Annotated in this window: 19 protein-coding genes; 2 read left to right on the top strand and 17 right to left on the bottom strand. The window is 39.3% G+C overall.

Going from position 1 to position 20,539, the window contains the following annotated elements:
• Positions 1-162: 162 nt before the first annotated feature.
• From JBW_RS00600 to JBW_RS00575, 7 genes are all read right to left on the bottom strand, one after another.
• Entirely contained in the window at positions 163-525 is a 363-nt protein-coding gene (locus JBW_RS00600; RefSeq protein WP_007960880.1) for a biotin/lipoyl-containing protein, read from the bottom strand.
• A gap of 43 nt (positions 526-568) precedes the next feature.
• Positions 569-856 (bottom strand): hypothetical protein, encoded by a 288-nt coding sequence (locus JBW_RS00595; RefSeq protein WP_007960881.1) that lies wholly within the window; start codon positions 854-856, stop codon positions 569-571.
• Positions 857-984: 128 nt separating this feature from the next.
• On the bottom strand, positions 985-2,115 hold the full coding sequence (locus JBW_RS00590; RefSeq protein ID WP_007960883.1) for a sodium ion-translocating decarboxylase subunit beta: 1,131 nt from the start codon (positions 2,113-2,115) through the stop codon (positions 985-987).
• 37 nt (positions 2,116-2,152) lie between these two features.
• The gene (locus tag JBW_RS25160; protein ID WP_007960884.1) at positions 2,153-2,314 is read right to left on the bottom strand and encodes a hypothetical protein; all 162 of its coding nucleotides are present in this window, start codon (positions 2,312-2,314) and stop codon (positions 2,153-2,155) included.
• A 533-nt stretch (positions 2,315-2,847) separates the two neighbouring features.
• Positions 2,848-3,342: a hypothetical protein gene (locus JBW_RS00585; RefSeq protein WP_007960885.1), complete on the bottom strand. Its 495-nt coding sequence runs from the start codon at positions 3,340-3,342 to the stop codon at positions 2,848-2,850.
• A gap of 52 nt (positions 3,343-3,394) precedes the next feature.
• Positions 3,395-3,949, bottom strand: coding sequence for a hypothetical protein (locus JBW_RS00580; protein WP_007960886.1), 555 nt, complete (start codon positions 3,947-3,949; stop codon positions 3,395-3,397).
• Between the two features lie 166 nt (positions 3,950-4,115).
• Positions 4,116-5,381 (bottom strand): cation:dicarboxylate symporter family transporter, encoded by a 1,266-nt coding sequence (locus tag JBW_RS00575; protein ID WP_007960887.1) that lies wholly within the window; start codon positions 5,379-5,381, stop codon positions 4,116-4,118.
• Positions 5,382-5,603: 222 nt separating this feature from the next.
• On the opposite strand from JBW_RS00575, the gene JBW_RS00570 reads away from it, so the two are divergent.
• Positions 5,604-6,896 carry a sensor histidine kinase gene (locus JBW_RS00570; RefSeq protein ID WP_007960888.1) on the top strand — a complete coding sequence of 431 codons (1,293 nt, stop codon included), beginning with the start codon at positions 5,604-5,606 and terminating at the stop codon, positions 6,894-6,896.
• A gap of 4 nt (positions 6,897-6,900) precedes the next feature.
• Complete coding sequence (locus tag JBW_RS00565) at positions 6,901-7,821, top strand: response regulator (protein WP_007960889.1); 921 nt, start codon at positions 6,901-6,903, stop codon at positions 7,819-7,821.
• A gap of 223 nt (positions 7,822-8,044) precedes the next feature.
• On the opposite strand, the gene JBW_RS00560 is transcribed toward JBW_RS00565, so the two are convergent.
• From JBW_RS00560 to JBW_RS00515, 10 genes are all read right to left on the bottom strand, one after another.
• Complete coding sequence (locus JBW_RS00560; protein ID WP_007960890.1) at positions 8,045-8,791, bottom strand: ABC transporter permease; 747 nt, start codon at positions 8,789-8,791, stop codon at positions 8,045-8,047.
• Positions 8,788-9,540, bottom strand: a complete 753-nt coding sequence (locus JBW_RS00555; RefSeq protein WP_007960891.1) for an ABC transporter ATP-binding protein — start codon at positions 9,538-9,540, stop codon at positions 8,788-8,790. Before JBW_RS00555 ends, JBW_RS00560 begins: the two co-directional genes overlap by 4 nt.
• A complete protein-coding gene (locus JBW_RS00550; protein WP_007960893.1) occupies positions 9,540-10,493 on the bottom strand; it encodes an ABC transporter substrate-binding protein in 954 nt (317 codons plus the stop codon). Before JBW_RS00550 ends, JBW_RS00555 begins: the two co-directional genes overlap by 1 nt.
• Positions 10,494-10,769: 276 nt before the next feature.
• The gene (locus JBW_RS00545; RefSeq protein WP_007960895.1) at positions 10,770-11,582 is read right to left on the bottom strand and encodes an AAA family ATPase; all 813 of its coding nucleotides are present in this window, start codon (positions 11,580-11,582) and stop codon (positions 10,770-10,772) included.
• Positions 11,579-13,540 (bottom strand): anaerobic carbon-monoxide dehydrogenase catalytic subunit, encoded by a 1,962-nt coding sequence (cooS, locus tag JBW_RS00540; protein WP_007960898.1) that lies wholly within the window; start codon positions 13,538-13,540, stop codon positions 11,579-11,581. Before cooS ends, JBW_RS00545 begins: the two co-directional genes overlap by 4 nt.
• 163 nt (positions 13,541-13,703) lie before the next feature.
• Positions 13,704-14,375: a Crp/Fnr family transcriptional regulator gene (locus JBW_RS00535; RefSeq protein WP_007960900.1), complete on the bottom strand. Its 672-nt coding sequence runs from the start codon at positions 14,373-14,375 to the stop codon at positions 13,704-13,706.
• A 185-nt stretch (positions 14,376-14,560) separates the two neighbouring features.
• Positions 14,561-16,465, bottom strand: coding sequence for a heavy metal translocating P-type ATPase (locus JBW_RS00530; protein ID WP_007960902.1), 1,905 nt, complete (start codon positions 16,463-16,465; stop codon positions 14,561-14,563).
• 2 nt (positions 16,466-16,467) lie between these two features.
• Positions 16,468-16,887: a MarR family winged helix-turn-helix transcriptional regulator gene (locus JBW_RS00525; protein WP_007960903.1), complete on the bottom strand. Its 420-nt coding sequence runs from the start codon at positions 16,885-16,887 to the stop codon at positions 16,468-16,470.
• A gap of 346 nt (positions 16,888-17,233) precedes the next feature.
• Complete coding sequence (locus tag JBW_RS00520; RefSeq protein ID WP_007960904.1) at positions 17,234-17,539, bottom strand: antibiotic biosynthesis monooxygenase; 306 nt, start codon at positions 17,537-17,539, stop codon at positions 17,234-17,236.
• Between the two features lie 62 nt (positions 17,540-17,601).
• Positions 17,602-20,502: a sigma 54-interacting transcriptional regulator gene (locus JBW_RS00515; protein ID WP_007960905.1), complete on the bottom strand. Its 2,901-nt coding sequence runs from the start codon at positions 20,500-20,502 to the stop codon at positions 17,602-17,604.
• Positions 20,503-20,539 lie beyond the last annotated feature (37 nt).

The following is a 20,539-nucleotide window of genomic DNA, read 5'->3' as shown; positions in this document are numbered from 1 at the left end:
CAAAGGACACAAAGGGGGGGTATTTATTTTTTCGTGCTCTCCTTTGTGTGCCGTGGCAGCGGCATTGTGCCTTTGTGGTTCATAATTTTTTTATGTTTTTGCACTTACAAAACTTTATAAAAAAACCGCTCTTTAGCTAATGCCTCGGAGCGGTTTTCGCTATTATGTTCCAATGGATAGTAAGGGCTGACCACTTTGCACCGAATCATTCACTTTGACAAATAACTTACTAATGGTACCATCTTTCGCTGCAAGAATCGGATTATGCATTTTCATTGCTTCCATAATCAATAAGGCTTGCCCTTTCTTAACACGTTCTCCCAGACATACATGTATTTCAATGATCTTACCTGGCATTGGCGCTGTAACCTTTTCGCCTTCACCACCAACTGACAAAGCTGGCTGGGCTGCTGGACTGGGAGCAGTGGTTTTACCAGTACTCACGAATGTGTCAGCAGGCGTCTTTTTTTTCTGTACAGTAACATCATAGGATCTTCCATTCACCAATATCGTATAGTTCGTCATGGTCCTCCTCCAATACTTATAGGTTTTGTCCCTTTTCTATACCTTAACGATTTATAAGTAAATTTTGCCGACCCGTTAATATCCAATTTTGCGCAGTCGGCCTAATCCTCACTACTTCAAATTCTCCTGAGCCAGTAAATTCATGAATGGCTGCTGTAATAGCGGCAATGATATACTCATCTTCAACATTTGCATCAGTACTAGCAGACGCAGTTAGGATTCCATGCTGCCCATGATTTTGCTGCATGACAATTTCTTCTTTCTGTGACCTATTTTTCCGCAATACTACAATCACACCAATTACAAAAATGGCTAAACCAAGCCACATCATCTATACCGCTCCCTTTATCTTTTTTCTCTATATGCAGAAAAGAAATAGTAGCCTAAAGTTACCACCAATGCCAAAACAAACGCTGTTGTGTTTATGATTTCCACCTGCCTTTTATTTTAGAAACTTCCTTATTTAACGCCAATAAGCGCTAGCATGATGCCGCCAGATATCGCTGTACCAAAAACACCTGCAAGATTGGGCCCCATCGCATGCATGATTAAAAAATTGTAAGGGTTTTCTTGTAGCCCTACCACGTGAGAGACCCGGGCTGCAATGGGTACGGAAGCAATGCCCGCGGAACCGATCAGTGGATTAATCTTCCCACCGCTGAACCAATTCATAATTTTAGCACCAATTACCCCTGAAGCAGTCCCTCCGATAAAAGCAATTAATCCAAGGACAATAATTTGCAGAGTTTTTATATTTAAGAACTTATCCGCCTCCATGGTTGACCCGACAGCTACCGTCAAAGTAATGGTAATTACATTCATTAAGTCATTGGCTGCCGTACTTGCCAAACGATCAACCAATAGTACTTCTCGCAACATATTGCCCAGCATAAGCATCGTGATCAATGGGGCAACTGGCGGCAGCAAAAGATTCACAATGACCGCCATAACGAAAGGAAAACAGATTTTCTCCAGGCGACTCACCTTGCGGCTTTGCACCATAACAATCTGCCGTTCTGCCGGGGAAGTCAACAATTTCATGATAGGCGGCTGAATAAGGGGCATCAAAGCCATATAGGAATAGGCAGCTACAGCAATTTGCGGCAGCAAATGGGGCGCAAGCTTCATAGTAACAAAGATCGCCATAGGGCCATCAGCTCCACCAATAATGCCGATTGCACCAGCTTCAGCTAATGTAAAGCCAAGTGCTTTTGCTCCAATCAGAGCAATAAAAATTCCTAAATGAGCGGCTGCACCAAGAATCATCAAACTAGGATTTGCAATCATAGGACCAAAATCAGTCATCGCACCTACGCCTAAAAAAATAAGAGGCGGTATAATGACCAGCTCTACTCCCTGATACGCATAATAAAACAATCCCCCAGGCTGGGTAAGGTCCGATCCAGGGACATTCGCAACAATACACGAGAATCCAATTCCCAGTAACAAAAATGGCTCATATTTTCGATAAAGTGCTAAGTAGACAAGCATTGCACCTACTAAGATCATGAAAATATTACCCCACCAAATTTGGGCCAGTCCAGTCTGTTCTGCAAGATTTACCATGAGAGATAGGATTTGCTGAAACATGTATGTTCCCCCTAATATATCTTCAACCAAATTCGTTCTAATGCCCGCCTCTTAATTTACTATCATCCAGGTACCCTAGTTTATTTAAATACGGGAAAATATATAATACTAGACTCATACCCCAGATAATTACAAAACTTAAGAGAAAATCAATCACACTTAAGATATAAGCTCCCTCCATAGTATCGGGTACTGTCATTTAGTCCTCACTCCTTTTTTTCCTAAGCAAATGCCGTTGTCTTTATGACAGTCGCTTATTAATAGTACTACCATTGACAATAAAATATGATTATTAAATATAGATTTTAGAACATAGAATCTATCCTACCATAGAAAAACGTTGCACATTCTTTAAACCATATAAAACCTTTATTTATATTTTTTTGTGCTCTCCTTTGTGTGCCGCCTCAGCGGCATCTCATCTTTTTCCATCAATGAAAATTATACTTTCTTACTAACTAAAAAGAGACCCTGCAAGGATGCAGGATCTTCTTTTATGATCTTCGATGTATTTACAAAAGGCTATTTACAGCCTGCTGCAAGTGGGAGTTAAGAATCGCTAGTATCTCATTTGCGTTAAAACTATAGATAATTTAGTGAGGATCTTTTCGACCTGCAAGGCGGAGGAGCCGCGCAGATCGGGAATCTGTAAGGCGACGACAGGCTGGACGGAAAAAGACTGCTAAGTAGCAGCTTTTTAATGCAGATGAGGCACTAGGAGTCCTGGATCGATTAAAATTTACAACTAACACCTATGCCAATACTCGATTTATTACCAGAAAGAGTGGACAAATTGATATTTAGATCACTGGTATCCGTCAATCGATAGTTAGCACCCAGTTGTAATTCTTGCAAACCATTTCCAGCAATTAAAGAAGCGTAGCCTTCTAGATCATCAGCTAATTCGCGCTGTACGGCTCCACCCAAATATCCTTTGGAATGAGAGTCAGAAATTCGATTTCCAATGATTACTCTCAATGTTTCATTATCCGTTCTAATCTGGGCATAATAATCCGTTGCACTCTTGTCATCTCTTAAGTCACGGTAAGAAATACCGAGAATCAGATTATCCGTAGTTTGCATTTCTATATAGTACATACTATTCTTGCTGCCGCTAATAACACCAACAGCCGTATCTTCTCTTTCCAGATCATTGATCGGCGTGGCAAATACATTATTCATATTGAGTAAAAGGAAAGATATAAAGGTTATTATTATTTTTTTCAACTAAAATTCCCTCCCAACTATCTACTGCCTTTACCCTCACTACTTTTTAGCTTTACTTCATCGTGACGTATTCAATATTATTTTGAATATAGTCTGTCATATTTCTCATAATTTTTTCCTCTGTTGAATCAACAGGAACTGCAACCCAGTCAGATGAGTTTGTATCTCGAGAAATAAACTGGGAATCTTTATCATAGTGATAGGATTCCAGAACTTTATATCTAAAATTTTTAGAATCAAATTGAATATGTATGTATTGATAAGACATCTTTTTATAGAGTTCCTTTATTTCCTTGGCTTTTGCCTTTTCTTTCTTCGATGCCTTTTTAGCCTTTTTGATACTTTCCAGTTTTGCTTTTCTTTCTTTGTCCGTAACTACTTTTTTTACCCAGCCATCTAGAATTCCACTGTTAACATATTTGGTGATTCTTGTATTATCCAGATAAACGGTTCCAGGCTCCCTGGTAGTAATCTCTAGCAAACCACTTTGCCCATGAACAGGAGCCACTATCCCCGTCAGCAAAAAGATCGTGATGAGCAGTATCGATACATTGTGATACTGCCATTTCTTGTTTTGGGATATCCATAAGTATTTTATCTTAACCATGGGATTATCACTTCCCCTCACACTTATAATTATTAAATCATTATAAGTGATAAACTTTGTAATTTGCTTTTAAATTCTTATTTTATAACTGATAATGGTAAATAAAAAAGCCTGAAGCTTATTTGCAAAGCCTCAGACTATTTTTTTAAAAAGTATAGTAATAATCCTATGCAATTTTACGAAGTATTTCTTCTTCTTTTTTAGTATCGTATTGATGTTCCAATTTAGAAATTACTACTGCAGCTAATGCATTGCCAATAACATTGACAACCGTTCTTGCCATGTCCATAAAACGGTCAACTCCTGCAATAAAGGCCAATCCTTCTGCCGGAATTCCTACGGTACCAAGGGTTGCTAATAATACAACAAAGGATGCGCCTGGCACACCTGCTATACCTTTAGAGGTAAGCATAAGCACCAGCATCAAGTCAATTTGACTGCGAATGGACAAATCAATACCATATAATTGGGCTAAGAAAATAGCAGCAACTGCCTGATAAAGGGTCGAACCAGTTAGATTAAATGAATAACCTGTAGGAATTACAAACGTTGTAATCGACTTGGGACAGCCCATCTTTTCCATTTTCAACATAATATTAGGCAGAACAGCTTCTGAACTTGCTGTTGTGTAAGCAAGAATCAATTCATCCTTCAGTACCTTAATAAAATTCATGATGCTCAGACCATAAAGTTTGGCAATCCCCCCCAGTACCACGAAGACAAATACAAACATCGCTCCATAAACTGTAATAACCAGTTTCCCCAGAGGAATCAAAGATTGAAGACCAAATTTAGCAACGGTTGAACCAATTAAGGCAAACACACCAAAAGGTGCAAATTTCATGATTTGGTTCGTCACCCAAAACATGGTTTCTGCAATTCCTTCGCAAAGCTTAAGAACAGGTTTTCCTTTTTCTCCAATCGCTGCTACTCCTAGCCCAAACATAACGGAGAAAAATATGATAGCAAGTAAATCACCCTTAGCCAGTACATCAAACACATTCGTAGGAACAATATTAACAAAGGTATCGGCAAAACTATGCTGACTCATACTTTCCGCAGTATTCACATAATTGGCAATATTCGTTTTAGCAAGAGTACCACTGTTTTCAATGCCAATTCCGGGTTTTACTACGTTGGCAATGATAAGTCCCATAACAATAGCTATCGTCGTGACAATTTCGAAAAAAAGAATAGTTTTACCACCTATTTTCCCAAGCTTCTTGGCATCACCAACACCCGCAATCCCAACAATCAGGGAGGAAACCACGATAGGTACCACAATCATTTTAATCAGCCTAATAAACATGTCCCCTAAGGGTTTAAGGTACCCTTCAATCGTTGGATCACCATAGTAAGCAGCACCGACTGCAACGCCTAATACAAGACCAATCAGAATCTGCATACCTAATCCAAATTTAATTTTCTTCATTTTTTCATCGTCCTTTCTATTTTCTCTGGTATGATGGAAAAGTCTAATGTAATACAATTTTCTGATTTTACTGTATCACGCAGCCTATAAAATCCAACATAATACTAGAAAGCTACTGAAAACTTTAAAAAGAATGCCTGGAAGACAGTTATATTTTCTGTTATTCTGTAAAGAGTACCAACAGCATTCCCAAGATTCCCGTCCAAGGAAGTGTACCTGAAAATGAAGAAACACTATATTGCGATTTTGCTAATGATGTTCATTGTGCCCTTAGCCGGCGAATTAAAATTTTATCCTTTTGAAGGGGACTTTCACTCTTTCCGTGTTAGTTTTGGCTCACCAGCATTTTTATTTTTTCTATTATGGCTGCGCAGCACCTCATTTATGCTGTCAGGCTTGCTTTCTGGTTTGTCCGTTTTAATCTTTCGCATGCTCTTAGACTGGAGTACGGGGGATGGATCTTGGACTTCTAGTTTTTTATTTCACCTGCCAGCATTTCTTTATTATGTGATTTATGCAGGGATCTTTTATTTGGCAAAAGCCAATGATTTATATAGCAGCCCCTTATGTATTGGAATGTTGTCCATACTAGCAGAAATTACCGCTAGTATAATAGAACTCTTACTCCCCCTTACCTATTCCAGTGCAGCCTTTATACTTACATTTTCGATTATTAGTAAGCTTTTAATTGCTGCCGTTATACGCAGCTTTTTTGTTCTAAGCTTCTTTTTTATTACAAACTTACGCCATGCGGAATTTGCTGCTGAACAGCAAAAAGAACAAAACAAGCACATATTGCTATTAATTTCCGGTTTATATGAAGAAGCCATTCAGCTTACTAAGTCTCTGCAAAATGCAGAAAATATCACGCGAGACTGTTATAAATTATATAAAGATGTAAATGATGATCATTTTTTGCTTACTAAAAACCAACTGGCGCAGAACATACTGGAAATAGCCGGACAAGTACATGAAATAAAAAAAGATAACCAGAGAATCTATGCCAGTCTTACCCAGTTAATCTCAGACGGTGAATTGCATGACTATATGACTGCCTCGGAACTAGCAGAAATTATCGTACAATCCCATCAAAAATATGCCCGCTCCTTGGGCAAGAATATAGCCTTTGACCTGCAGGTTGAAAAAACTCTGCCACCATTGCACGTGTATACAGTTTTATCTCTCGTCAATAATCTGGTATCCAATGCCGTAGAATCCATTCAAGATTCTGGCTGTATCAGAATCTTGTTTTATCGCAAGGAGCAATATATCGCCTTCCAGGTAGCCGATACGGGGCCAGGAATTCCCCTCAAAAAAAGAAATCTGATTTTCAAACCTGGCTACACTACTAAGTTTGATGTATCAGGCAATCCGTCTACAGGTATGGGCCTGCCATATATTAAAGATTTAGCCAATAGTCTAAACGGCAGTCTTACACTCGAAGAAAATTCTCCTAGCAATGAGACCATTTTCACCATAACGTTACCACCACAACATTTAATAAGGGAAGGATAATATCATGCGTTTTTTTATTGTTGATGATGATGAGGCAATCCGTTCTATGTTGTCAGAAATCATTGAAGATTATGACCTCGGAATTGTAGTAGGAGAAGCGGAAAATGGCGCTGCCATTGATGGTCATCTGTTAAACGTGAAAGCTGTTGATATTCTCATGATTGATCTACTCATGCCCGTGCGAGATGGAATTGAAACGGTTCGTGCAATAAAACCCGGATTTGGCGGAAAAATTATCATGCTCTCCCAAGTAGATAATAAAGAAATGATCGGCAATGCCTATTTACTAGGAGTAAACTATTACATTACCAAACCTATTAATCGCCTGGAAGTTATCGGCATTATTCAAAATGTAATGGAACATGTAAGGCTGCAGAATGTGATTCATAATATTGAGAAAAACCTGAATGTGCTCAATACCGAAAAAAATCCTCCTGCATCTGGAACTGCTGCGATAAGTAAACATTCCATTGTAGCATCGGGACAAAACCTGCTCGCTGAATTGGGAATGATCGGAGAAAATGGCTGCAACGACTTGTTAGGCATGCTGGACTATCTAAAAAGCTATGAAAATCATCAACCATTAGAGCAGGAATTTCCTTCTTTAAAAGATATCTTTATGAATGTAGCAATGAAGAAGCTGGGCTTGTCTAACCCGAATGATATAAAAAAAGAAACAAAAGCATTAGAGCAGCGAGTGCGCCGCGCTATCTTTCAAGGACTGCATCATCTATCTTCCATCGGCGTTACGGATTACGCCAATCCAAAATTTGAAGAATATGCACCAAAGTTCTATGATTTTGTTGAAGTCCGAAAAATGATGCTCAACTTACAAAATAATATAAAACCTTCCATCTCCAATTCTCATATCAATATTAAAAAATTTATAAAAGTGTTATATCTGGAATCAAAAAAAAGGCTCTGACAGCAGTAGCTGCATACTTGCCTCCTTATTTAGAACGGCAAAGGATAAGCATAACTAACGCTCCGCCGTTGTACTTAACCTACGCTTATAGTTATGCTTATCCTTTGCCTGGCTACGGCTATATATGGTTATTTTCCAGAAATACACCACAATAAAGTCCCAGCGATATTCTCTTCTACAAGAAAATATTGCTGGGACTTTACAATGTACGCTACATTCTACTTTATTTATACTGCCAGTGGCATATTTTTCGATCCAAATAATCAATCACACCGAATAAAACCAGCCCCATGCAGCTTAGCACCACGATACCTGAATACATTTCCAAATAATTTACCCGCATCCAGGCATCCATAATGAAATATCCCATCCCATACTCAGTGCCAAATGTTTCTGTAAAAAACAGCACGGAAATTGCCGTTGCCATAGCCACTCGTATCGATGTCAAAAATTTAGGCATGGAAGCAGGTATGAGAATTTCCCGGAAAATATCACCAAATGTAGCCCCTAATGAATATAAAGGATAATATGTTTCCTTCGGTATACTTTTGACTCCATCCCGTACGGCTATAATGACCTGAAAAACAATGATTAAAAAAATCATAAGGATTTTTGATACTTCTCCTAATCCCAACAACAGCATCATAATCGGTAATAATGCAATTTTAGGTATGGGATAGGTTAAATATACAATGGGCGATAAGGCCCTGTCCCATTTTGGAAAATAACCCATGCATAGACCTACAGGAACCCCGACAATCACAGCTAAAATAACCCCCGCCACAATACGCCATAAACTATAGGAACCGTGAATTAGAATTTTGGGAATAAAAATCCCCAGTAAATTCTTCATCACAATCCAAGGCGTTGGGATAATTGGCAGATTTACTAAGCTGGCAGCCATATACCATAAAGTGAAAAAAATCAGTATGCCGTAAAGATACCAAACTCCCCTTCGCTGTTCTATCATTTTGACCAATCCTCTTTTATCATTTTTCGCAGTGTAAGGCTGAGTTGAAAAAAATCTTGATGGTTTCGAATATTTTCTATGCCAAAGAGAGGATTATCAATTATTTTGCTGATCGTTCCGGGAATACCAGATAAAATTACAATCTTTTGTCCTAAATACAAAGCTTCTTCTACATAGTGAGTGACAAGAATGGTGGAAACGGAATATTTGCGCCAAACATCCAAGAAAACATTTTGTATTTCTTCTCGCGTCATCGCATCTAAGGCAGAAAAGGGCTCATCCATTAATAGCAAATCCGGCTTTAGCAGAAAGGAACGAGCCAAGGCAACTCGCTGCTGCTGCCCTCCACTTAATTCTCCAGGATACCTGCCTTCCAAGCCTGCCAGCCCTAACTGCTGAATAAAAAAATCTAGTTCTTTAGAATGATCGCGATCTTTTTTATTTTTAATTTTGGCACTCAAACGGATATTTTCATATACATTCTTCCAAGGCAGCAGTCCATAGTTTTGGGGAATAAAGCCAATTTTCTGCTGCATCGGCATAATAGGCTGTCCATTTATTTCTACTACACCTTCATATTTTCTGATAATCCCTGCCAATACTTTTAAAAGCGTGGACTTGCCGCAGCCAGAAGGTCCAATAATAGCGCAGGTCTCTCCTGCCCCAAGCTCCAGATTAATATTTTCAAGAGCAGCGTATCCCTCTCCCATGGCTTCATAGGTAACGTTTAAGTTCTTAATTTGAATCATTACCTTACAAACCGATCATCAACCAATTCTTTGTAGGGATAGACCTTTTGGATCAATTGCCTGGCTTGAAGCCATGTCACACAATCTTCAACATCGGCTGCCCCTGGTGCCACGGCTTTCTTATATTGAGGCAGGACCAGCGCGCCTTTCACACTTTCAGGAAAACCGCCTTTTTCTATTAACAGGTCAATATAATTTTCCATAGGCTCCTTGGATAGATACTCTATGGCTTTATTGTAAGCTCGATACATCCCTTGAAGTTCCTTATCTTTTTCATTCACTGCCTTAGTAGTAAAGATCAGAACCCCAGGATTGATGCCCAGTTGATCTGAACTATTTAGTAACTTGCCACCGTTGCGCACAGCAATACTTGCCATGGGCTCCGGCAGAGTGGCAGCAGCCACCTTGCCGCTTTGCAGCATCTCCAACCTTGTGGGAATTTGAGGGATCACAACTTTATGAATGTCCTCTGGAGTAAGTCCCCCTTCTGCCATAATCTTGTCCGTTACATATTCAATAATTGTATTTTTTGATATAGCGACATCCTTGCCTTTCAGCTCTTTAATGGATGTAATCTTTTCATCTTTGTTAATGACCAGCTTATAACTGCCGCTTGTTAAAGAGGTAATCACGGTATCAAATCCACCTTCCTTAGCAAAGGCTTCGGCCAGCATATCCGAAATCGCTCCATCTAAATTGCCGCTTTGCAGGGCACTATCCCGGTCTACAGCACTTCGAAATGGTTTGAGTATTACCGTTACTCCTTCTTCTTTAAAATATCCCTTTTCCTGGGCAATAATGAAGGGAATGGAATCCACATCAGGCATAAGCCCAATGGTAATATTCTGCAGTTGTCCCGACTTTGAATCAGCGCCTTCTTTTTTACTGTTAGCGCAAGCTCCGAGAACAACCGTCATAGCACATATGAGTAGGAATACAATGATTTTTTTCACTTCATGATCCTCCGTTTTCCATATAATGATTCTCCTTCACCCATAATAACATAGAATAGTTATCTTTTAAAACATAAAAACAGAACCGAACCCAGAGGCGCAGAGAACACAGAGAAAAGAGAGATAGGGTAAAATAAAACGATTTTGAACCGCGAAGACGCGAAGATGCCGCATCAGCGGTCTTATACCTTTAGAGTTCATAAATTCTATACTGTAGATAGGAAGAAGCCAGGAGTATGGTCAATTGATACTCCTGGCTTCTTCCTATTTACTTATTTACACTTGGCTGTTTTCAATAGCCTCTGCCAACTCTTTGTCAATTCGATCTAAGATAGCAGCGGCTTCTTCTACCAGGTCGGGACACAAATCAAAGATCGTCTTTCCTTGCAGATCGGCATAAACTGCCTCCACTTTATAGGGCAGAAAACCAATTACGTTTAAATCCTGCAGTTCATCTTTGATAGAGGATGGATTGACTCCGTGAAGCTTACTCACAACAACATATACATTTTGAACACTTAAATCTTTGGCCATTTTGGCAACGGCACGTGCAGTAGCAAAGCTGCGCTGCCCAGGCTCCACTACGATAATAAAGGCATCTACCCCTTCGGCAGTACCCCGCCCTAAATGCTCTAAACCTGCTTCCATATCAACAATAACTGCCTCATCCCGCTCTACTACCAAATGGTTTAAGAGAGATTTCAGCAATATACTTTGGGGACATGCGCATCCTGTACCACCTGTGGATTTAGCCCCCATCTGCAATAGACTGATATTCCCTTGTTTTACTACATATTTCTCCGGTATATCTTCCACAAAGGGGTTTAGTGCAAACCAGCCACCGAATTCTCCGGGAACTGCTCCAGTACGTTCTTCAATCAGCTTCTCATCCTGGGCAATGGTTGTTGCTTGAGCGAGAAGCGCTGAGCTGAATCCCAGTGCCATACCAAGATTGGCATCAGGATCTGCATCAACGGCAAGCACCTTACTTTTCTTTCGGGATAAAATATGGCACAGCAGTGATGCCAGCGTTGTTTTACCCACACCGCCCTTACCGGATATGGCAATCTTTATCCCTTTTTCTTTCATACTTCTGACTCCAATTTTGAACTGAGGCCCAGCGCCAGGCGCTTTTCTTCAATTCGTCTTAACAAAATAGCTGCTGCCTTCACCGGATCTTTTTCATAGATCAATTTACCGCCAAAAAGCTTTTCTAAATTCAAACCGTCATCTTTCGCACCATTACATAGTACATCTGTGACAAACTGGGAACCAGATACTTGAGGATTCACACCAACGTGAACATCCACTCCATTGGCTAAAAAGTACGTACCAATGACCAATGCTTTCGGGCTATGGGTTTCTGGGCAAGATCCAACAGCAGGCAAATCCTTAACTTCCACGCCTAATCGATTTGCCACAGCCGTCAACAGATCGGCAGGACGGGAATTATCCACACAGCTTCCCATATGAAGAGTCGGCGGCAGAGATTCAAGACCAACAGCTTGCCCAATCGCCTTTAAGACACCCCGCAAGGATTCACCACAGTATTCCAAGCCTTGCATGTTCATCAAGTTATGTTTTGCTAAAGAATGAGCCGAGCAACCTGTAGCAACGACTAGAACATTATTCTTGAGTAACTCTTTGGCAACAGTAACATTTCCCCAGTCTTGAAATTCACGGACATTTGTACAGCCAACGATGGCTGCAACCCCTCGAATGGCTCCGCTGCTTATTGCATCAAGCAGGGGCTTAAGGGGATCTTCTTTATTTAACGCACTTAGCGCTTCTATGATTTGTTCATTGGAAAAACCCGCATATGCTTCTACAGTCCCGGTAAAGCTGGTAATTTTCTGATGATCTCTTTTGGGGAAATTGGCAATTGCTTTACGAACGATATCCTGAGCCGCTTTATCCGCCTTATCCGAATGAAAGTCAACATGGGTAGATCCTGCAATTTTAACATAAGGCAGAGTTGTAATAATCTCGGTGTGATAACACTCCGCTACCTTTTGAATGCCAGGCATAATACACTGCACGTCTACGATCATTGCTTCGAGCATACCCGTTACAATGACCAGTTCCTGAGATGAAAAACTAGAAGCTGCAGGTATTCCATGACGCATGAGCATTTCATTGCCCGAACAGCATATCCCCACAACATTAATGCCTGCGGCTCCGGCAGCTTTTGCTTCTTCCGATAATTTCCGAGACCATTCTACAATTTTCTCCGACAATAAAGGAACATGACCATGTACTGCAATATTAACCATTTCTTTTTTTATTACACCAAGTCTAAAGTTGGATTTCACCAATTTAGGTACACCAAACAGAATGTCTTGTAAATCCGAAGACAAATGCAGACCGCCAAAGCCATCTACCAGTCCCATGGTCAAACAGCCCAAAAGAAGGTTTACCGGATCAGCATCGCATCCCATTGATGTTCGGGTAACAGCTTTGGAAATCTCTAAATGAATGTTAACAGGGGTTATACCAAGCTCATCCCACTTATCGATTGATTGCTGCTGGGCGTGAAGCGTTAGCCAATTCATCGCCCCTGCTTGTTTCTGAAAGTCTTCTAATGCCTTGAGAGCCACTTGCTTTCCAATATCCGCCACTGCTTTGCCATTCGTTTCAATTCCCAGACCAGCAGCTACCTGATATAACTTTTCCACACCTTTAATCTGATAATCAGAATGCCCCTCTGAGGCTTCTAATAATGCCAAGGCAGTCTCTCTGCCATGCTCGGCGTGTCCTGCCGCACCTTCGATCATCATCGTTAATAAGTTGCGAGCAACAATCGTATCTCCATTCGCTCCACATATGCCTTCCTGGGGTCCTTTGCCATTTAATCCTATACGGCATGGACCTTCCAAACAGTGTCTACAGCAAACTCCTGCAGACCCAAAAGGACAAGGAACGGGGGTTTGTTTTGCCCGAGAAAATGCTGTCTCAATACCTGCTTCACAAGCCTTCTCGTAAAGAACTTCAAAGTCATGATCCAAAGAGATCCTCTGCGTATGAGTGTGATCCTGAGTCTTAGGCATTGTAAATCCTCCCCCTCAAATTGATCCTAAAATAAGTTCAACTTTAAACCAGCTGGAGAAAAACATCCACCCGGTTCTTTAGTCCACTTATCTATACACTAGCAGAGAGACGGAAATAAAAATGTCGGCTAGCTGACAGAATCTTATGTTTTTTTTTATATTTCTATTCATCATCATCCTTGGCTCGCTCCATAATGATATCAAATTTTTGAATGATGATCTTATCCTTTCCAAGAATGAGTACTCCTTCTTTTTGCAGATTATTAAAGAATGTGTTCACCGTCTGCCTTGTGCTTCCCACAATCGTAGCAATCTGCTGATGGGTTAACCCGATATTAACCTGGAAGGAATGTAATTCTTGTCTGTCACTAGACAAAGCCAGGCTATAAATGAACTGATAGAGCCGTTTATTCACTTCTTTAAAAACAAGACTTTCAATGGTGTTAATTGAATTTTTTAAGGAGTCTCCCAGCACTCCGATTACGGTCATCGCGAAGGAAGGAACTTCCATGAGCAAATTTCGAAATGCATCTACAGGAATAAATAAAATTTCGCTATCGGCAATCGCCTGACCAAAAGCACGGGTATGACCACTATAAGTATCCCCCGCATCCAGCAGCGTGAGAGTGAACTCTTTACCGTTTGGGTACCGTAAATACACACGAATTCTGCCGCTAACCACAAGATAAATATACTCAGAATGCTCCTCTGGTCCAAAAATCTCTGCTTTCTTTTTATATTTTTTAGTAAGACAGTGACTTAAATATTGGGTTACAATAGGTCCAGGCAATTGGCTAAATAATTGTTTTCCCTGCGGTCCTCCTAGATTTTTCATTATAGGGCCCTCCCACTATTTAAATCTGGATATAAGCATATCTCAATCATAGTCTTTTTATATTTTTTATATTTTCTATATTACTATAAAAATGCAAAACTCCTGCAGGATTGAGATAAAATCTCATCTTACAGGAGTTTTGTATACGTTATACGATAACCACATCTCTTGTTCACTCTACATAATCAATTGCGTAATAAACGCGCAGAGTTCAATACGACTAAAATCGAACCAACATTATGCACAATAGCAGCGGCAACAGGTCCTAACAGACCAAGAGCAGCCAGAATAATTGCGGCAAAGTTAATCATATTTGCTACTACAATATTCTGCCAAATGGTACGAATCGCCTTGCGGCTTTTCTGTATTGTCTCAGGCACCTTTTTTAGGTCATCGGACAGTAATACAATATCCGCAGCCTCAATGGCAATGTCCGTTCCAGAGTATCCCATGGCAATCCCAATATCTGCCTTGGCTAGCGCTGGAGCATCGTTGATTCCATCTCCAATCATTGCTACATTACAGCCTGAACGTTGATATGTTTCCACATAGCTGACTTTATCTGTAGGTAGTAGATCTCCATGAACGATAGGAACATCCACTTGCTTCCCAACAGCCTCTCCAACCCTTGAGGCATCGCCCGTCAGCATCACTATTCTTGTAATTTTTTCACGTTTTAAGGCGTTAATTGCCTCTTTCGAACCCGTCCGAATGGGATCTTGTATTGTCAGTATCCCGCTTATCATGCCATTGACGGCTATAAAAACGACGGTGGCTCCTGATTTTTGGTTTTCAGAACAATACTCCTGCTGCTCTGGTGTAAGCCCTATATCTTTGGATTCCATTAAGGATTGATTTCCCAATAAGAAATGGTCACCATCTTTTTCTGCAACTATACCTTGACCAATGACAGGCTCCCAATAAGATGGCTCAACAAAGGATATGTTTTCTTTTTGGGCCTCCTCAATAATTGCTTTTGCCAAATGATGCTCGGAGCGTTTTTCGATTCCTGCTGCAATTGCCAGCAGCTCATTTCTTTGCCAGCCATTATAGCCGCGAATTTCTTTTAATGAAGGCTTCCCAAGTGTGATTGTACCTGTTTTGTCAAATAAAATCGTATCTAGTGCTCCCACTTTTTCTAATATTTCCCCGCCCTTAATTAAAATACCCCGACGAGCCGCCGCCCCAATGGCTGCAGCCACAGCGGTAGGCGTACTCAATAACATCGCACAGGGGCAAAATACAATTAAAATTGTAACGCCTCGTACAATATCTCCCGTTACTAGGTAGACTAATACTGCAATCGCCAAGCTTAATGGAACAAACCAATTCGCCCAGCGATCGATGATTCGCGCACTCGGTGCCTTATTGGCCTGAGCCTCTTTTACCATTCGAATAATATGACCTAAAGCCGTATCTTGCCCAACCTTCGTCGCTACAATCTCAATACTCCCCATAGTTACAATCGTACCGCCGAAGACACTCGCACCATTACGACATTCAACAGGTATAGATTCACCCGTTATCGTAGCCTGATCGACTGTAGCCTGCCCACTGACTACCATACCATCAACCGGAATTTTTTCTCCAGGTTTTATCAACAGCTTATCCCCAGTCCGTACTAATTCGGCTGCAATTTCTCGTTCTGTTCCATCCTCTATAATACGAGCTTGCAATGGTGATAGTTCCGCAAGTTTTTTTAATGCAGTATTTGATTTTTCCAAGGTGATGTGTTCTAACATCTCTCCGATCGTCATAATAAGAGCAACTTCAGCAGCTGCTAAATATTCACCAATGGCAATGGAAGCAATAATTGCAATACTTACTAAGAGACCAACCCTGGTATCTCCTCTTTTATAAATAGCTGTAATTGCTTCTTTCACAATAGGTACCCCACCGATGATAGCTGCAATCAGCGTTGTATCAATTCCAAAAATTTGTGGCAGCCACTGAAACCAACTGCTTAATAACAAGATCGATGTGGATGCAATGACCACATAATCTCGAACATGGCCTCCTGCCCCATGTTCCATATGCTCAGCGTGCTCAGTAATTTCTGATTTTGCCATTTGTCTGCTTTCAACTTCCATACCTAAAAAGCCTCCGCATTTATTTTTTTAAGTAAATTTATCAATTGTTCATTTTCTTCATTGGAAAGAACAGAAAGTATCTGTTCAGTTAAATTAGAATGATACTGATGATGCTCAGCAAAAGCCTGCTGACCTTTTTGAGTTAGCGTAATTAAATGAATGCGACGGTCTTCCTTCACAGACTCTCTTCTGGCATAGTCTTTCTTTTCCAGGCGATCAACTGTAACCGTAGTGGTACCGGTCGTGACTCCCAGATGCCCTGCAAGAGTTTTCATCTTCATTTGACCATGTGTTCCCAATATTTCTATGGCATGGGCTTCCGAAACAGACAGTTCACTCGTCTTTATTACGGAGTTTTCCCATGAAGAAAAACCATTAAAAAAAGTAAATAACTCATGTGTCAATTCATCTAAAGAATTCATTATTCACAACTCCTTTGGTTGTCTTATTGTTTTAATTGATGATTGTTTGATATTCAAACTAATTGTAATTTATTGATATTACTTTGTCAATTTAAATTTATAAGGCAAATAAGAAAAACGCTTCGCGTCCTTTAAAACACAGAAAGTAACAAGGAACCGCAGAGGCGCAGAGAACACTGAGAAAAAATAGATAAGGGTTAAAAACCTCTGAGCTCTCTGCGAACTCTGTGCCCTCTGCGTTCAACGTTCCCTCTAAAACTTATAACTTCTAGTGAATGCTAAAATAAAAAGAACAGGTTCGTTGAACCTGCCCCTTACTACACTCCATTCGAAACTACTTATTTTCTCAAAAATCCTTTTCAAGAGGAGCAATAACAGAATGTGCTACTCCTGCTCGTGGTCGTGCCATCCAATCGGCGACTGTATCTCTCCATTTTAAATAATGAGCTGTCTTTTTATGAGCTGCCGCCGCCTCTTCTGAGGAGTAGGCTTCATAAAGAAAAAATCTGGTTTCATCACTAATGCATCTCAGTACATCGAAGCGAAGATTCCCTTCTTCTTTTATTGAATTTCTGTGATTATCAAGAGTGGCTTCAATAAAATTGGGTATAAAGGGTTCTTTTACATAAATAGTAACGCATGTAACAATCAACGGTATTCCCTCTCCTTTGTATATTACTGAATACCATCATCAAAAGTCCTACAATGCAGAACTTATGAAAAGGCATCGTACAATACTTTTATAAATTCAAAACGATTTTTTGCTTTTATAAATTCATCTATATTATTTTTTTGTTTAAGTAATCTAAACAAATCATTGATAATATTAATGTCGTCATCTTTTACTGCAAGTAAAAATACCAAATTGACCAAATTTCCGTTGTTATCCCACTCAATGGCCTGGCTTAACCTTGCAGAAATGATCGAAGTTTCATTAACAAATGACGGTAGTCCATGGGGAATGGCCACATTTTTTTTAAAACACGTACTACTCATATTCTCTCTTTCAAATACGGAGTCTATATAACTTTTTTTAATAAAACCATTATTAAAAAGAACCATACTCATGGTTTCGATTACTTCCTGCTTTGTTTTACATTCTAAGTCAATCATTATAAAATCTTCTCTAAAAATCTTCTTAAGACTACTGTAATTTTTCTGTTTTAATACATGATCAAGAAGCATCTTTTTGTCTTGCGTAAAATTACTTTCAAAGGGTATAAAGTTAATCCCTTCTATATAAGGATTCATCGTACCAATAATCGCCGGGATATTATATTTTTGTTTTAAATTGTGGATTTCCTGCTTTACATTAGCATCTAATATGCTTAAGGGGATTACTTTTATATGAGGGTAATTTGCAGATAAAAGTTCTTTTATTTTTATAGCAACTCCATGACCTGTAAGACACATAGCAATTAAAGCTAAGGGCTTATCCGAATGATTCGTTGACACCATATGATAGGTGTGTTTAGAATTCATTATATCGTAATAAATGTCATCAAGGGTTTCCTCGGATATATATATTTTTCTAATTGCTTCCATAACAGAAACAAGGTCCACTCTATCAATGGTGCGAGTTTTAATACCGGTTCTTTTTTCAACTATCTCTCCAACATTTAGCAGGGAGCCCATGTCTACAAAAAATAATATACCACTTTGGCTATCTAAGGTTTTAGAGATTTCAATGATTTGTTCAAAAATCCTTATCGGATTCACATTGAAAGGCATGTCCACAGCAATTGGAAAATCTACATTCATCATTTTATTAGCAACAGCTATCATCTCTGACGCTATTTTCCCATGAGAAATAACAATTATAGTGATTCTACTTTTGCTGCTTCTGGGTTTTAACAGCTCATTAATATACATCGCAATAAACCCGACTTCCCCTTCAGGAATCCTGACTTTATTATTGGCCTCCAAATCTTGTACCAGACTGCATGCCATATCATATTCCGCTTTGAGGTTTTCTTTTATATAGATAAGATTGGGATTAATTATATCTTGTTTTAAATTAATCCTTTTCATCGCTTCACTGATGTGAATGGCTAAGTATATCGCAACCTTTTCATTTACATGTAATTGAGAGTAATCTTTTTTAATCTTTTTTATGAAATCTTTTACGACAACTGCAATATTTTCACCCACAAGATATTTTAATTCATCTAGCGATGTTACATTTTTATCATTATTCGAATCAATCCCCATCATGCTGAAATTACTTAATATAAAATTCCAAATGATTTTTTCTATTTCAACGGATGTAACCTTTGCTTTTTTCAGTTCATAATATTTTTCTTCAATTTTTTCATAAATATCTTTTGGCAGAGAGTAATGACTATCGTTTGCCGTAACAAAGTGTTCCCCTTTATTCGTTGCGTTTGGAATGAATAACATATCCTTAAAGGTAACTGTGAGCTTCGTTGTCTGTATTTCGGAATTTTCTGTATTATTGTTAAAGAAATTATGATACAACATCTCATTAAAGCCAATATTAATTTCATCCCTGCTGTTATTCATTTTCTCAACATAAGCATTTGCGCAGGTTACTTGAATCTCACTTTTGAGTTGACCTATATTTCCTAAGTATTTTTTCAGAACAAAGGCTTCCATAATTTTAGCCTTTACAAAAATTTTTAAATGAGTCCGATTTGCTTCTTCTTGAAAGAAACTATAAATCAATTGAATCTTCTCTTTGGTGGATCGATCCTTTAGCGATGGCAGTTCTATGATCATAGGAATTCTTCTTCTAAATGTTAAAAGCAGAGAAGACTCAATGTTCTCAGTGGTTGCACCGATAAAATAAATCTGGGACTTTCGGTCATTTACAACCTCACCAAGTCTTCTAAATTTTCCTTTATCCAAAATAGAAAATAGCATTTCCTGTCCCTTGGGAGGCAGGCGATGTATTTCATCTAAGAAAAGGATCCCTTTATTGGCACGCTCTACAAGACCTTCTGTATCTTGATTCGCTCCTGTAAAGGCCCCTTTTTTGTATCCATACAGCATAGAAAGCAAAAGTTGAGGATTATCACTATAGTCAGCACAATTTAGCGATACAAAAGGACCATCCAATTCTATTATTTTCTTCTGAACCGCATATTGATAAATACATTCTGCAAACAAGGTTTTGCCAGTACCGCTTTCTCCTATAATAAGGGTAGGGAGACCAAAGGGAGGATATAATACAGATGCCTTGCCTTGTTTAATATTATTGGAAAGACTTCCATCATAACCTGTTAAATTCTGAAAGCTATCCATTTCATTTTCACATTCAGCACGTGACTGTAATTCTTTTGTTACTTCATCGCATGCACTATTGATGATCTCCCCGATATAGCTCCTCGACACTTTAAACCCCTGCTGTTTCAACTTGGCTACAAGACTCGTTATCGTTATATTTGAGTTTTTCGTCTTTATTAGTTCTACAGCCTTTTTCACGTTCATTCTTTTTCGGTCTCGAGAACTGGGGATATTCAGTTTTTTTCTAACATTGTTAACGGTTTCCCGCAAGATGGACAACTTTTGTGATATTTGCTCATCCGTTAATGGCTCTTGGGGACGTTCATTCTTAATTAATTCCGTAATGTCCTTCCGATTGCCTTCTACCATATTTTTCTCCTTATCAAAATAGTGATGTAATGACATT

It is taken from the genome of Pelosinus fermentans JBW45, assembly GCF_000271665.2.
GTDB lineage: Bacteria > Bacillota > Negativicutes > DSM-13327 > DSM-13327 > Pelosinus > Pelosinus baikalensis.
Note: the sequence above shows the minus strand (reverse complement) of the source record. Positions and strands in the feature narration are given on the sequence as shown.

What these genes read in the sequence shown, in the direction of transcription:
- JBW_RS25160 (WP_007960884.1), bottom strand. Translation starts at nt 2,314, where the DNA reads ATGACAGTACCCGATACTATGGAGGGAGCTTATATCTTAAGTGTGATT.
- JBW_RS00590 (WP_007960883.1), bottom strand. Translation starts at nt 2,115, where the DNA reads ATGTTTCAGCAAATCCTATCTCTCATGGTAAATCTTGCAGAACAGACT.
- JBW_RS00595 (WP_007960881.1), bottom strand. Translation starts at nt 856, where the DNA reads ATGATGTGGCTTGGTTTAGCCATTTTTGTAATTGGTGTGATTGTAGTA.
- JBW_RS00560 (WP_007960890.1), bottom strand. Translation starts at nt 8,791, where the DNA reads ATGATAGAACAGCGAAGGGGAGTTTGGTATCTTTACGGCATACTGATT.
- JBW_RS00535 (WP_007960900.1), bottom strand. Translation starts at nt 14,375, where the DNA reads ATGAAAAATCTAGGAGGACCGCAGGGAAAACAATTATTTAGCCAATTG.
- JBW_RS00565 (WP_007960889.1), top strand. Translation starts at nt 6,901, where the DNA reads ATGCGTTTTTTTATTGTTGATGATGATGAGGCAATCCGTTCTATGTTG.
- JBW_RS00600 (WP_007960880.1), bottom strand. Translation starts at nt 525, where the DNA reads ATGACGAACTATACGATATTGGTGAATGGAAGATCCTATGATGTTACT.
- JBW_RS00575 (WP_007960887.1), bottom strand. Translation starts at nt 5,381, where the DNA reads ATGAAGAAAATTAAATTTGGATTAGGTATGCAGATTCTGATTGGTCTT.
- JBW_RS00545 (WP_007960895.1), bottom strand. Translation starts at nt 11,582, where the DNA reads ATGAAAGAAAAAGGGATAAAGATTGCCATATCCGGTAAGGGCGGTGTG.
- JBW_RS00580 (WP_007960886.1), bottom strand. Translation starts at nt 3,949, where the DNA reads ATGGTTAAGATAAAATACTTATGGATATCCCAAAACAAGAAATGGCAG.
- cooS (WP_007960898.1), bottom strand. Translation starts at nt 13,540, where the DNA reads ATGCCTAAGACTCAGGATCACACTCATACGCAGAGGATCTCTTTGGAT.
- JBW_RS00555 (WP_007960891.1), bottom strand. Translation starts at nt 9,540, where the DNA reads ATGATTCAAATTAAGAACTTAAACGTTACCTATGAAGCCATGGGAGAG.
- JBW_RS00570 (WP_007960888.1), top strand. Translation starts at nt 5,604, where the DNA reads ATGAAGAAACACTATATTGCGATTTTGCTAATGATGTTCATTGTGCCC.
- JBW_RS00530 (WP_007960902.1), bottom strand. Translation starts at nt 16,465, where the DNA reads ATGGAAGTTGAAAGCAGACAAATGGCAAAATCAGAAATTACTGAGCAC.
- JBW_RS00525 (WP_007960903.1), bottom strand. Translation starts at nt 16,887, where the DNA reads ATGAATTCTTTAGATGAATTGACACATGAGTTATTTACTTTTTTTAAT.
- JBW_RS00515 (WP_007960905.1), bottom strand. Translation starts at nt 20,502, where the DNA reads ATGGTAGAAGGCAATCGGAAGGACATTACGGAATTAATTAAGAATGAA.